12 protein-coding genes and 1 pseudogene are annotated in these 12,523 nt (G+C 67.8%); 2 read left to right on the forward strand and 11 right to left on the reverse strand.

The genetic code is table 11. The features are described from left to right. Positions 1–234: 234 nt before the first annotated feature. Positions 235–1,536 (reverse strand): peptidoglycan DD-metalloendopeptidase family protein, encoded by a 1,302-nt coding sequence (locus QCD66_RS16615; RefSeq protein WP_407567192.1) that lies wholly within the window; start codon positions 1,534–1,536, stop codon positions 235–237. Between the two features lie 505 nt (positions 1,537–2,041). On the opposite strand from QCD66_RS16615, the gene QCD66_RS16620 reads away from it, so the two are divergent. Beyond that, positions 2,042–3,238 carry a peptidoglycan DD-metalloendopeptidase family protein gene (locus tag QCD66_RS16620; protein ID WP_375736113.1) on the forward strand — a complete coding sequence of 399 codons (1,197 nt, stop codon included), beginning with the start codon at positions 2,042–2,044 and terminating at the stop codon, positions 3,236–3,238. 32 nt (positions 3,239–3,270) lie between these two features. On the opposite strand, the pseudogene QCD66_RS16625 reads toward QCD66_RS16620, so the two are convergent. Continuing rightward, positions 3,271–3,666, reverse strand: a pseudogene (locus QCD66_RS16625) (SRPBCC domain-containing protein); the annotation flags it as partial. A gap of 242 nt (positions 3,667–3,908) precedes the next feature. On the opposite strand from QCD66_RS16625, the gene QCD66_RS16630 reads away from it, so the two are divergent. Continuing rightward, entirely contained in the window at positions 3,909–4,493 is a 585-nt protein-coding gene (locus QCD66_RS16630; protein ID WP_364219418.1) for a hypothetical protein, read from the forward strand. Here the strand turns inward: QCD66_RS16630 and QCD66_RS16635 are convergent. The 9 genes from QCD66_RS16635 to QCD66_RS16675 all read right to left on the reverse strand — a co-directional run bounded on the left by QCD66_RS16635 (position 4,462) and on the right by QCD66_RS16675 (position 12,498). Next, positions 4,462–5,982, reverse strand: a complete 1,521-nt coding sequence (locus QCD66_RS16635) for a sensor histidine kinase (RefSeq protein WP_375736114.1) — start codon at positions 5,980–5,982, stop codon at positions 4,462–4,464. The two genes, QCD66_RS16630 and QCD66_RS16635, sit on opposite strands and share 32 nt — an antisense overlap. A 356-nt stretch (positions 5,983–6,338) precedes the next feature. Next, positions 6,339–6,464: a hypothetical protein gene (locus QCD66_RS16640; protein ID WP_364219424.1), complete on the reverse strand. Its 126-nt coding sequence runs from the start codon at positions 6,462–6,464 to the stop codon at positions 6,339–6,341. Positions 6,465–6,552: 88 nt separating this feature from the next. Then, a complete protein-coding gene (locus tag QCD66_RS16645) occupies positions 6,553–7,128 on the reverse strand; it encodes a hypothetical protein (protein ID WP_375736115.1) in 576 nt (191 codons plus the stop codon). Beyond that, a complete protein-coding gene (locus QCD66_RS16650; RefSeq protein WP_375736116.1) occupies positions 7,115–7,597 on the reverse strand; it encodes an SRPBCC family protein in 483 nt (160 codons plus the stop codon). The genes QCD66_RS16645 and QCD66_RS16650 overlap by 14 nt, the downstream gene beginning before the upstream one ends. 148 nt (positions 7,598–7,745) lie before the next feature. Further along, the gene (locus tag QCD66_RS16655) at positions 7,746–8,390 is read right to left on the reverse strand and encodes an SRPBCC domain-containing protein (RefSeq protein WP_364219432.1); all 645 of its coding nucleotides are present in this window, start codon (positions 8,388–8,390) and stop codon (positions 7,746–7,748) included. 1 nt (position 8,391) lies between these two features. Continuing rightward, positions 8,392–8,799, reverse strand: a complete 408-nt coding sequence (locus QCD66_RS16660) for an ArsR/SmtB family transcription factor (protein WP_375736117.1) — start codon at positions 8,797–8,799, stop codon at positions 8,392–8,394. A 433-nt stretch (positions 8,800–9,232) separates the two neighbouring features. Beyond that, a complete protein-coding gene (locus QCD66_RS16665; RefSeq protein WP_364219438.1) occupies positions 9,233–9,481 on the reverse strand; it encodes a hypothetical protein in 249 nt (82 codons plus the stop codon). A gap of 991 nt (positions 9,482–10,472) precedes the next feature. Continuing rightward, entirely contained in the window at positions 10,473–11,114 is a 642-nt protein-coding gene (locus QCD66_RS16670; RefSeq protein WP_364219441.1) for a TetR family transcriptional regulator, read from the reverse strand. A gap of 121 nt (positions 11,115–11,235) precedes the next feature. After that, entirely contained in the window at positions 11,236–12,498 is a 1,263-nt protein-coding gene (locus tag QCD66_RS16675; RefSeq protein WP_407567031.1) for an IS701 family transposase, read from the reverse strand. Between the last annotated feature and the right edge of the window lie 25 nt (positions 12,499–12,523).

Here is a 12,523-nt window from a genome sequence, read left to right on the forward strand (position 1 = left end):
CGGATGTCGAGGTGGCGGATCCTATCCGGTTCGGCGATCGGCGCAGGCAATGGACTCGACGGTCACGCGTTCGCCGATCCAGACGGCGCCCCGTACATGATCCTTGCTGGTCAAGTGCGGTACGACCGTCGTGAAGTTCGGTTCTCCCAGTGCGTAGCAGGGGCGGATGTGGCCGGGCGGGTCGGCCGGGGCACCGTGTCTGGGACCCCGCGCCGACCCGCCGAGGTTCGGTTGTCACATGACGTGCAGGAAGCTGGACCAGCCGTGTCCGATCTTGACTGGGGTGGCGAGGCCGGCGCCGCTGTGTGGGTAGTACCAGAGGTTTCCGCTCGCGTCGACGCCGAGGATGTCGGCGGCGCCGTCACCACTCCAATCCGAGGCCATCACGTGTCTGAAGGTCGACCAGCCGTGTCCGATCTTGACTGGGGTGGCGAGGCCGGCGCCGCTGTGTGGGTAGTACCAGAGGTTTCCATTCGCGTCGACGCCGAGGATGTCGGCGGCGCCGTCACCGCTCCAGTCCGCGGCCATCACGTGCTTGAAGGTCGACCAGCCGTGTCCGATCTTGACTGGGGTGGCGAGGCCGGCGCCGCTGTGTGGGTAGTACCAGAGGTTTCCATTCGCGTCGACGCCGAGGATGTCGGCGGCGCCGTCACCGCTCCAGTCCGCGGCCATCACGTGCTTGAAGGTCGACCAGCCGTGCCCGATCTGGGTGGGGCTGGAGAGCTTGTAGTTGTTGTTCGGGTAGTACAACAGCCTCCCGGACGAGTCGACGCCCAGGACGTCGGCGGCGCCGTCACCGCTCCAATCGGCAGCCATCACGTGCTTGAAGGTCGACCAGCCGTGTCCGATCTTGACCGGGGTGGCGAGGTCGGCGCCGCTGTGCGGGTAGTACCAGAGATTTCCACTCGCATCGACACCCAGGACATCGGCGGCACCGTCACCACTGAAGTCGGACACTCGCTCACCGTCGGCCCCCGGTAGGCCGGTGGACAGGCGGTTCTGGCTCACCGGTCTGGTACCGGTTGGATAGTTGGTGCCGACCTCCACCGTATTGGGGATTTCGCGGCTGACCTGGGAGTCGCAGTAGACAACATTCCAGTGCAGATGGGGCCCGGTCACGTTTCCAGTGGCGCCGGAAGTGCCGATCTGCTGCCCCTGGGCCACCCTATTCCCTTTGCTGACAGTGGTGCCGCTGAGATGGGCATACTGAGAGCAGCGATTGTTGCCGTGGTCGATTAGCGCGATGATACCGCCGCCGGCGCTCCATCCCGCATAGTGGATGATGCCGGCCGCCGAGGCTACGATCGGGGTTCCTTGCGGCATGGCGAAGTCAACGGCATGCCGGTTGTAGGCGTCATTGTGGGAGAAGCCGCTCCCCGGGGTCTGGGTAATGGTGTACGCGTGTCCAGCCCGGTAAGGCAGCTTGAACGGTGCGCCACTGCCGGCATGCGCAGACTGCTGAGAAGTCATGACTCCGAGCCCGGCGACAAGCACAGCCAGGCTCGCTGCGATATGGCGACGCAAAGTGACCTCCATGTTCGTGGTGGAGTGGAGGGTCGAACTTGTGTATGTACGCCCTTGTGGGACGGACTGTCGGGCGCGACCTGGCCAGAGAATGTCCCAACGAGACCGAGACTGTCAAGAACGCCAATGCCCTTCCGCGTATCGATCTGCCGTCCCGACACGGGACGTCCACGATGGGCGACTGCACTTCGCCGCTTTGGAGCCGGGGGAGTGCCCCGGGTTTGGTTGACTCGCGGGGGTTGAGTGGTTCAGGGCGCCGGGCAGGTGCCTGACCTGGAGCTGGATCGGGGTGCCCTCGATGACGGGCGGGTCACCGTCGTGGTCGATCCAGCTGGTGCGGCGGCTCGGGCGGGGTGGAGTCGTCCCGGGTTGTGGTGCCGTGGCGGCTGGTGTCGGTGGTGAGGGCGCGCGAAATATACCTTCACCGCTGACGGTCAGCATGTAGACAATATTCGTCGACCTGTCTATCGTCAGCAGAAACTAGCGATGCCCTTCGATTCGAAAGAGGTCGTCAATGGTGCACATCAGACGATGGACCGGCGTCGCCGCAGCACTGCTGGCGGCGGAACTCCTGGTCGCGGGCACCGCCGCGCACGCCACCGCGTCGCACCCGCTGCGGATGAGCGTCGAGGACGCCGTGACCGCCAAGCTGCGCGGGCAGGTCGAGGCCGAGGCGGCGAAGCACGCCGGCAGCTCCGTGGCAGAGCACGCCGAAAGCTCCGAGACCCGCGTGACCGTCACCCGCGAGAACGGCCAGTGGGCCTTCGGTACGGCCGTGGCCGTCACTTCCCACGAGAAGGACATCCACCCGACCGGCGCGGTCTTCATCGCCCGTGCCGAGGCCGGGACGTGGCGGGTGAACTTCGACGGCGAAGCCGGGTTCAGTGAGCTGGCCGCCGAGTCGCCCCTGGTGAACAAGCAGGAGAAGGCGGTCTTCACGAGCACCCCGACCACCATGCAGGCAGGCGGCGACTACCGGACCGGGATGGCCCTGCCGTTCGCCGTCGGCCAGACGTGGACGCTGACCAGCGGCCCGCACGGCTGGGGCGGCTACGAGACGCCGTACAGCTCGATCGACCTGGCCGGCGGCGACCAGGTGGTCCGTGCGGCGCGGGCCGGCACGGCGTACACGATGTGTACGGGGTGGATCCGGGTGATCCACGACCGGGGCTACTCCACCGACTACTACCACCTGTGGAGCAGCATCTCGGTCAACGGTGCCGCCGTCGGTCAGGGTGCGTACCTGGGCTACACGGGCACCGATGTCACCTGCGGCGGTGCGGCGTCCGGCCGGCACGTCCACTTCGGGCTGCGGCAGAACAGCGCGTACGTGGGCATCGCCGGCCACGGCATCGGCAAGTGGGCGTTCGAGAACGGCGCCTCCGCCTACCAGGGTGGCGCCCGGCACGGCTCGACCTGGAGAGGCGTCGGCGGTGCGGTCTACAACTACGGGGCGTTGGGCTTCAACCAGGCGGTCGTCGACGCCAACGGCGGGGGCACGGTGAACAAGCGGTCCGGGCCCGGCACCGGCTATGCCGTTCGGGGAACGGTGGGCGACGGCGCCACGGTCACCGTCTCCTGCTCCGCCAACGGCACCTCGCACGCCGGCCGGTACGGCACCACCAGCCTCTGGAACCGGCTGAGTGACGGCACCTGGGTGACCGACGCCTTCCTGTGGACCGGGGTGAACGGCCCGATCAACGGCTGGTGCTGACGGGCACCCCGTGGCGCGTCGGCGTCCTCCTCCTCAATGGTCATTGTTGAGCGCGACGGAGCCAGCCCATGCTGTTTCGGACCCTGGTGGAGGTAGGCAACCCGTTTGTCTACCTCCACCTCCTCGAAGAGGTACGCGTTCTCGTATCGGGCTCCGTTCGGGCCGTGCATCACCACGTCGAATCGGCCCCCATCTCGCAGATCGAGTTCGCGTACCGTGCTCGTGAAGCCATCGGGTCCCCACCAGTTCGCGATCGCATCCGAGTCGACCCAGGCTGACCAGATCTGTTGGGGCGATGCGGCCAACACCCTCGTGACTTCAAGGTCGGGCGCAATCGGATCGTCCGTCATTCGTGGATGGTACGTATCCCCGAGTTCGAGCTCAGGCGGTGTCCAGACGGCGCCTCTGGTCTTTCCAGCCTTCGGCATGTCGGGGGTAATCAATCCGTTGCCAGCGGGGGAGCGTTGGTGCCGGCTATAAATCAGGCGGCCCGCTGCCGGGCATGCGGTCGGGGTTCGGCGTCGTCGCGTCGGCCGGTCGCGGGCGGGGCGGAGGCTGCGACGGTTGCCGCGCACCCGCACGTCTCAGGCGCTGGCGGGTTCTTGCCTGCTTGCCTCTACAAGATCCGGGGCGGTTCACACGAAACGGGCCCGCCTCTACTGTGGATGGGGTGAGCGATTGGACCGAGGTGTTTGGTTGGCTGGTGATCATCGGGGTGGTGCTGCTGGTTGCCAAGCTGGTGTTCGACGACTCCGAGGCCAAGCCGGCCGACTCGGAGGCCAAGCCGTCCGTGACCGGACCGCGGTGGGAATGGCGGGTGAAGGCGGCACGCCACGTCCTGAAGTATTGCCTCACCAGGGCCGAAGAGGGGGAGAAGCATTACCAGGAGGCTGAGACGCGCCTTGCCACCGGTCGGGGGGCCACCGCGCACATGGAGATCGAAAAGGCCTGTATCTACGGGCACTGGCGGGCGCTGCTGCACTTGTCCGTGATCCGCGCCATCGAGAGGAAGTCCGACGAGGCGATGAAGGCGCTCGACAAGGCCGTCGTGACGGCGAACCCTGCCGGGATCGAGCCCGATGACTTCCGGCCCAAGATGGTCGGGATGGCCCTGGTCTGGTTGGAGGTCCGCCCGTGGTCGGCCAAGTCGTGGGAGGAGTCCGTAGGCCGGAAACACCCTGGGCTGACCGGCTCACAGTTGCGCGCCAAAACCGTCGAAGCAATCATCGAGACGATCCCGCCCTTGAAGCCGTGACCGTCCGGGGCGGGTCGTCGACCGAAGGCGCGAGCGGAAGCCGTACCCGGAAGGTGGCTCCTCCTCCCGGCGTCTCGACCACCTCGACGCTGCCCTGATGTGCGGCGACCAGGGCGGCGACGATAGCGAGGCCCAGGCCCGCACCGGTCGCGCCGTCCGTTCGCCGGGTCCGGGCCACATCCGCGCGGTAGAACCGCTCGAAAACCCGCTCAGCCTGCTCCGGCGAGAGACCTGGACCGGTGTCCGCGACCTCCACGACGGCCAGGTCACCCGTTTCCCGTCGCAGCCGGAGGGTGACGGTTGCCACGGAGGGCGTGTGGGTGATCGCGTTGGTCATCAGGTTCCCGAGGATTTGCCGCAGCCGGGCGTCGTCGCCGTACACCACCAGCGTGCCGGCACCCTGTGCCACTTCCAGCCCGATCGTCCGTTCGGGCGCGACCGCGGCAGCGGCTTGCACCGCGTCGGCCGCCAGCAACGGCAGTTCGACCGATGCCAGTGTCAGCGGCCGTTCCTTGTCCAAGCGGGCAAGGAGTAGCAGGTCCTCGACGAGAAGACCCATCCGGGACGCTTCATCCTCGATCCGTCGGACCAGCCGGGCGGTGTCCTCCGGCGAGCCGACGGCACCCTGTCTGTACAACTCGGCGAAGCCGCGGATCGTGGTCAGCGGAGTACGTAGTTCGTGCGATGCGTCCGCCACGAACTGCCGCATTCGCTCCTCCGAGCGCCGGGCCGCGGCTTCCGAGACCGCCTGCGCGGTGAACGCGGCCTCGATCTGGGCGAGCATTGCGTTGAGTGCCTGGGACAGCCGTCCCAACTCGCTGCGTGGCTCCGGCACGCCGGGCTCCGGGTCCGGTACCCGCTTGGTGAGATCGCCGGCGGCGATCGCCGCGGCGGTCCGCTCGATCTCCACCAGCGGCCGAAGACTGGTAGCTACGATCGCTGCCCCTATCGAGGCGAGCAGCAGCAGGACCATGCAACCGACCAGTACGTCGATCAAGATCAGCTGCCGGACGGCCTGGTCGACGCCGGCCAGGCTCTGTCCCACGACGAGCAACTGCTGATCGTTGATCTGTCCGACGGTGACTCGCCAACGCAGGTGGTTGCCGGCCGCGTGGAGTGTCGAGATCTTGTTGATCCTCTGCTCGTACCAATTGAGGCTGGTCGGCCAGCTTGGGAGGTCCGTGGCGGCGAAACGCTGATCCGTGACCGTCCGCCCCACGCCTGCCTGTTTGTCGATGAGTACGGCGACGTAGTCGGTCGGCAGGCCGGCGGTTTGGTTGATGGGGACCTGACCGGTCGCCTTCACCCGGTTGACGAACCCGCCCAGTCCCGCGTCAATCTGATCAACCAGATAGCGGTGCAGGAAGAAGGAGCTGCTCGCGCCGATCACCACCAGGGCGGCGGTGACCAGGGCCAGGACCGCAGCGACCAGCTTGACCCGCAGGGGAATGCCGCGGACCCGACCCTTGAGCGGCAAGTGGACGATCATGCCGCCGGCTTACGCAGGAGCAGTTCGAGAATGTTGGGACTGTCCCTACAGGCGAGCGGAACCTCGCTCCCAACACATGGGATCATTCGGTGACTATCGCAGCAGAAGCTGAATATCTTATGGTCGTCCTCTGAGAGGATGCCGAGAGGAAAAACGCATCGGCGAGGATCCGGATGTCGCGTGCAGACATGCCGGCCACGGTTCGGGCGGCAATCGGCGATGTGGGTGGGCGGGCGGCGTCGACCTCGAGGATGAGCTGGTCTGGATGGGCATCGGTCGCGGGCATCGTCGTGCGCCGAACCTGTGGTCGGCGACCGGTGCCCGGGATCGCGGACACCGGTGCGCCCACCGCGAGGTCACCGGCGGGTGACGGTGGCCTGCGGCGCGACCGCGATCATGTGCGCCGCGAATCGGGCCGAGGCGGCCTGGCTCGCCGCCGGAGCACCGATCCGATCGGTGGCCAGCGCGGTCACGTCCACCACCCGGGAACCGCCCTGCCAGGCGCCGGCCGTGGCACCGAGACCGAAGTGCAGGGTGTGTTCCGGCTGGGCGAGGGTCAGGGTGGCCAGGTCACCGGCGAACAGACAGAGCAGGGTGCTTGGCGACAGCAGTCTGGGCGGCAGCGGGTCCAGCTTGCCGCCGCGCGCGTCCTCGGCGTTGATCCGCAGGTCCGGTCAGCCGGCGACGGCGTGCGACCGGAGCAGGAATCCGCTCGGAGTCGGGCCACCGGACGGCGACAGCACCTGGCGGGTCCACGGTGCCAGACCGTCGAGGCCGAGCAGGTCCGCGGCGAGGGTGGCGTTCCATCCGGCGGTCGGCGGGGGTGACCCGGCCGATGCTCAGCGCCCCGTCGAGCAGGGCGGCGAGCCATCCTTCGTAGAGCGAGAAGAACCGCAGCGACTCGACCGGCGTCATGCTCTCCTCGGGCACCAGGTAGTTGAACGGCACGCCGTCCAGCAGTGCGAGGTCGTCGAGGAAGCTGGTGACGTGGGTGGGCAGGGCCAGCAGCGTGGTGTCCCCGCTCTTGCGGCGCTGTGCGCGCAGCCGCTTCCACCGGTACAACGCCGCCGCGAACGGCTTGCTCTGCAGCGCGAGGAGCCGGCCGAGCTGCCAGGCAGGTGCTCGATGATGATCACGCGCGGACATCCTTGCCCTGTTCGGCGAACGCCTTGAAATCCTGCATGTGCTGCTGCGACTGTTTGTGGAAGGCGCCGGGCATGAGAAGCCCCATCAGCCGCATCGGCAGGCTGCTGAACCGGTATTCGCTCTCGCTCTCCCAGAGCGTCGTCTCCGGATCGGCTTCGGTCAGCCGATCGCGCACGACGCTCCACATGCCCGCGCCGACGGTCTCGCGGTCGAAGTGAACGACGCTCTCCTTCGGGATCCCGTGCAGGTCTGCCGGCTCCCGGCGGGTGATCGTCTCGATGCACTCCATCTTCTGCTTCCCCGACTGCAGCACGACCCGCGACCTGGTACCGAGCTGCCCGTGTATCCCGTTCACCGGCTCGTGCAGCACCATGCCCCGCAGCCACTTCGGTAGGTGTGCCGGGTCGGCGAGCAGTTGAGCCACGCGCTCCCGCGGCAGGGCGATTTCGATCGAGTTGGTGTATTTCATCGCGCAATCTTTCTAGGTGTGGGACCACATGCTGTTGTGCTGCTCGTCCTGCTCCTCGACGGAGAGGCCTGACGCCCGTCTCGCGATCGACGATTCTCGTCAGGGGGCGAGCACCATGGATGCCGGTCAGCCCACCGCAGCGGGGATGTCAGGTCGGGTCGGGTGCGTAGAACTTCGTGGTGGCCTCCACCGCGGCCGCGACGTGCTCCGGTTCGCCACCGGCGGCCAGGTGAGCCTCGCCCCAGGCCGCGGCGCTGCGCCGGATGAACTCGCGCCCTTCGGGCGACTTCTGGACCCCCTCGTGGTCGGCGGTCTCGCCACCGGCCAACAGCCGGGCAAGGGCGAGGAGAGCCAGGTCCCAACCAACGCCGCCGGCACCGGGGCCGTAAGTCGGGAAGAGGGGCTCCTCGACGACCGCCGCGTGGATCAGCTCGAACTCGGTGTCGCCGGTCGGGCCCGCGGCAAGGCGCACTTCCACCTCGCTCGTGCCGGGCCAAGCGTCCGCGTCCGGCCCGTAGAGCCAGGACACCTTGAGCAGGCGCGGCGGCTCGCACCGCAGGATCTCGCCGTGCTCACCACCGTCCAACTCGAACTTCCCGCCAGGCCGCAGATCCCCGGTGACCGGCCTCAACCACCGACGCAGCCGCTCGGGGCTGGTAACGGCGTCCCAGACGTCGTCGATCTGCGCGTTGTATCGCCGCCGCACCTCGATGGTGTACGCGTCGCCCGCGGGCACGCTGCCCTTGCCCATCGCCCGCTGCGCGGCGGCCAGTTCGTCCAATACGTCTTTCATGTCATGTTCCCTTCGCTGATGAATCTGTCTCGTCCGCATCGGTGCCGGACCCGGCCGGTCGGGTGGGCTCCCCACCAGCCGGAGTCCGAGCAGCACGCCTGCCCCGGGCCAGCTCGGTTCCCAGGGCGTCGAGGCGCTGTTCCCACAACCGGCGAAACCGGTCCAACCACGCGTCGACCTTGCGCAGCGGCGCGGGCTCGACGGCGTAGAACCGGCGAGCGCCCTCGGCCCGCACCGACGTGAACCCGCTGTCACGCAACACGCGCAGATGCTGTGAGACAGCCGGCTGCGAGAGTCCGAACTCGGCCCGGACCACGTCCGTGATCGCGCCAGAGGTCAGCTCACCGTCGGCGAGCAGTTCCAGAATGCGCCGGCGTACCGGGTCGCCGAGGATGTCGAACGCGTGCACGATCATGGATCGTACCGGCCTTCACTTATATAAGCTAGTGCTGGCATCCGGGCGTCATGTTCGGCTTGGGTAGAAGCCATCGAGGCTGGGCGGAACACCCGTGGTGTCGTCGCCCGTCGACATCTGGTACCCCTCATCGATGCTGGTTTCGAACGAGCCCGACATCCGGTGTCAGGTGAGACCGGCATACAGTCAGACGTGTACGGGGCGGCGCTGGCGTACTGCGTTCCATGGGCGAGCGGCGTGGTGGCGGGATGCCATGCCGATGCCAGTTATGGGCATGGCAGCGGATGGCGCGATCCAGGCGGCGGCGATGGTTGCTCCTCCTGCGCGGTGGTGGTGAGGTTCTCCCTCGAGCCGGCGTGGACGGCAGGGAAGATCAGTCCGACGCCGACACCTTGCAGGAGTTCGGCGGTGAGCATGGTCGGCAGGTTCAGGTACTCCGGGTCAGGTGGCGGGAGACGAACTCGCGCCACCGGCCGACAGCCGTGGGCCTGGTATCGGTGTGTCCGCCGGGATAGCCGGCCAGTTCCTTGTCCGGCGAGCCGAGCAGGTCGAACAGCGCCAGCTGGCCGTCTCTGGGGAAGATCTCGTCGTGCCACCGCACATGGAAGAGCACCGGGGCAGTGACCTGTCGGGCGTCGGCGGCGACGCGCTGCGGGGCGTCCAGGCCCTCGTGCACGCCGGGGGCTGCCGAAGCCCGAACTTGCCGAAGACCACGCACCGCAGCCGGTCACCCATGGCCGCCGCCAGGGGCAGACCGAACCGTGTCCCCATGGACATCCCGAGATATCCGACGTTGCTGATGTCGGCGAGACCCACGGCAGCAAGTGCGTTCACGGTCGCCAGCCAGTCGTCGGTCATCCGGTCGAGGACAAATCTCGATCCCCTCCCGGACGATCCTGGCCTGATACTCCGCGGGCGCCAACGGAACCGGGAAGCGATCACCGTGACAGGGGCCGTCGATCGCGACCGCCGCGAAACCGGAACGCGCCGCGAACCAGCGGGCAAGGTCGACGATCCGCTGGCTTCTCTTGTGCCCGCTACCGCCATGCCCCAGCAGGATCAGCGGACGTGGCGAACCGGCCAAGGGCGGCATCCACAAAACTCCTGGTACGGCGCCCGATGGCCGGTGTAGGACGAACTGCCGCTCGACGACATCGTCCGCGTTCACACACTGCTTGATCCACTCGATTGGCTCGGACACGACGTCATCCAACCAGCGGCGTGGCCGAACGTCGCCGGGCGACGCTGGTGGTGCCATCCTCACGTTTTCCGTTTTACGGCCTCGGGTGCAACGTCGCTTGGACGCCGTTTGGTCGTCGGGCGCGGGCAGCGGACGCACGCGGGAACCTCGGCGGCGCTGAGGTCGCCAGAAGTTAATCGATGCTCGGTGGCCCGTGTGACGGGGTGTTCTACCAGTTGCCGTTCTTCTGGTGAGATGACGAGTCGGACCGACGAGCGGCGTCGGCTCCTCGAACAGTCCATCACCGTCGACCTCTCAACGAGCACCTACACCTTCAGGCAGCCCAAGCCCTGACCGCAGCCGGCCAGGACACCGCCGCTGCCGACCTGCTCGACAGCAACCGGCACCGGCTCATGGGACTTTGGCCTGTCGCGGGACGACTTGCCGTCCCCGCACCTCGAACCTAACCGCGTGAACGGGGAAACTGTCAGTCCTGCCGGTGGCCCGGCATTCGTGTCCCGGCGGAGTCTGCTGGTGCTGCCGTCCGGTGCTGACCCACGAGCTTCCACGCTGTGGGGTCGTGGGTGAGCGCGATGAGTTGGTGTTTGAGTCGCTGGTGGGCGGCGGTGTGGATGCTGCCTCCCCAGATCGGTGTGTAGCTGGCGCCGTCGGCGGCGGCGACGACCAGGGTGACGAGATCCGCGGGGAGGCCGTCGGCGTCCAGTTCGGCCTGCCACCGTCGGGCGTCGTCATGGGCGAGGGCGGCGACCTCGGGGCTGGTGATGAGGTGGGCGGTGAGGGTGAGGCTTTCGCGGATGGTGTGCTCGTCGTCCGTCGGGTCCAGGCAGGCGTGGATGTAGGCGCGGGTGAGCCGTCCGGCGGTCTGGTCGTCGGGGGACAGGGCGGCGTGGACCGCTTTGCGGAAGGCGTCAAGCAGGTCGGTTGCCAGGGCGAGGATGAGTTCGTCCTTGCTGGCGAAGTGGTAGATGAGGCCGCCTTTGGACACGCCGGCCTCGCGGGCGATGTCGTCCAGGGTCGCGGTGATGCCGCGGTTGCGGATCACGGTGGCGGCCGCGTCGAGCAGGATGCGACGGGTCTGTTCGGGTGGGCGTCCGGCTTTGCGGGGCATCGTTGCTGCTTCCTAGTAGTGCTTTGTTAGGTTGTGTTGTGGTATGGGCGGTTGCAGGTGTGGCAGGCGCCGGCCATGACGGTGAGGAGTTGTTGTATTTGCCGGAGTACGGCGTAGAGGGTCAGGCCGGCGCATGTGCTTTTGGGTCGAGGCGGAGCAGGGTGCAGAAGGCCTGGGCCAGGACGGTGAGGGTGACGTGGCGGTGCCAGCCTGTGTGGCTGCGGCCTTCGAAGTGGTCGATGCCGAGGCCGGTCTTGAGTTCGCGGTAGTCGTGTTCGACGCGCCAGCGGAGTTTTGCGAGTTGGACGAGGGTTTTCAGCGGGGTGCGTTGGTCGAGGTTGGATAGCCAGTACTTGACGGGTTCGTTGGTTCCGGGTGGCCATTCGGCGATCAGCCAGCTGTCGGGCAGGCTGCCGTCGTCGGCGCGGGGGATGTCGCGGTTGGCGGGGCGGACGCGTATGCGTAGGAAGTGGGAGCGCATCGCCGCGTCGGGGTTGGTGGGGGTGGGGCGGCTGCCGTGGCGCCAGGTGACTGGCCGGACCCGGCGGCGGCCGGCGGCCAGAGCGAGAGCCTTGAGGGTGGCCGGTGGGTTCGGGTAGGCGGGGCGGGGTGGACGGCCCCGACCTGTGTAGATGGGGGTGGCAGGGGTCGCGTCGCCGGGGTGGGCGGTCGCGGTCGGGTCGACCTGGACCACATAGGCCATGCCGCGTTCGGCGAGTCCGAGCCGGAACAGGGTGCAGTCGCCGTAGCCGGAGTCCGCCGTGACCGGCAGTTTCGGTAGCCCCCATTCGTCGGTCATCTCGTCGAGCATGTCCAGCGCGAGGCGCCATTTCTCCCGGTGGCGTATGTCGTCGCCGATACCGGCCCGTTCCCGCTTGCGCCGCACCTCGGCGGCGTGCTGCGGGTCGGTGATCGTGGTGTCGTCCCACGAGGCGGGGCAGAACAGCCGCCAGTTCGGGGCCACCGAGGCGGTGTCGGTGGCCAGGTGGACACTGACCCCGATCTGGCAGTTGCCGGTCTTGCCCAGGGTGCCGGAGTACTGCCGGGCCACACACGGCGACGCGGTGCCGTCTTTCGGGAACCCGGAATCGTCGATCACATAGGCGGCCGGGTCGACCGCCTCGACCGCCCACCGCGCCACGTTCGCCCGCACCATCCGGTGGTCCCAGGTCGAGGAGGTGATGAACTGCTGCAACCCCTGATGATCGACACCGAGACGCTCCGCCATCGGCTGCATCGACTTACGCTGCCCATCGGTCAACAGGCCACGCACGTACAACTCGCCCTTGACCCGCTGGTCCGACCGCCGGACCGCACCGTCCAACATCCGCGCGGTGAACTCGACCAACCGCGGCCGCAACCGCGCCAACTCACCAGACTCCACACCACCAATCCACCACGATCAGCCG

Origin of the sequence: Polymorphospora sp. A560, assembly GCF_045781765.1 — a bacterium.
Lineage (GTDB): Bacteria > Actinomycetota > Actinomycetes > Mycobacteriales > Micromonosporaceae > Polymorphospora > Polymorphospora lycopeni.

Bases quoted from the DNA above. Each gene is read 5' to 3' on its own strand.
- QCD66_RS16650 (WP_375736116.1), bottom strand. From the start codon at position 7,597: ATGAAATACACCAACTCGATCGAAATCGCCCTGCCGCGGGAGCGCGTG.
- QCD66_RS16635 (WP_375736114.1), bottom strand. From the start codon at position 5,982: ATGATCGTCCACTTGCCGCTCAAGGGTCGGGTCCGCGGCATTCCCCTG.
- QCD66_RS16670 (WP_364219441.1), bottom strand. From the start codon at position 11,114: ATGCCCCGCAAAGCCGGACGCCCACCCGAACAGACCCGTCGCATCCTG.
- QCD66_RS16645 (WP_375736115.1), bottom strand. From the start codon at position 7,128: ATGTCCGCGCGTGATCATCATCGAGCACCTGCCTGGCAGCTCGGCCGG.
- QCD66_RS16655 (WP_364219432.1), bottom strand. From the start codon at position 8,390: ATGAAAGACGTATTGGACGAACTGGCCGCCGCGCAGCGGGCGATGGGC.
- QCD66_RS16615 (WP_407567192.1), bottom strand. From the start codon at position 1,536: ATGGAGGTCACTTTGCGTCGCCATATCGCAGCGAGCCTGGCTGTGCTT.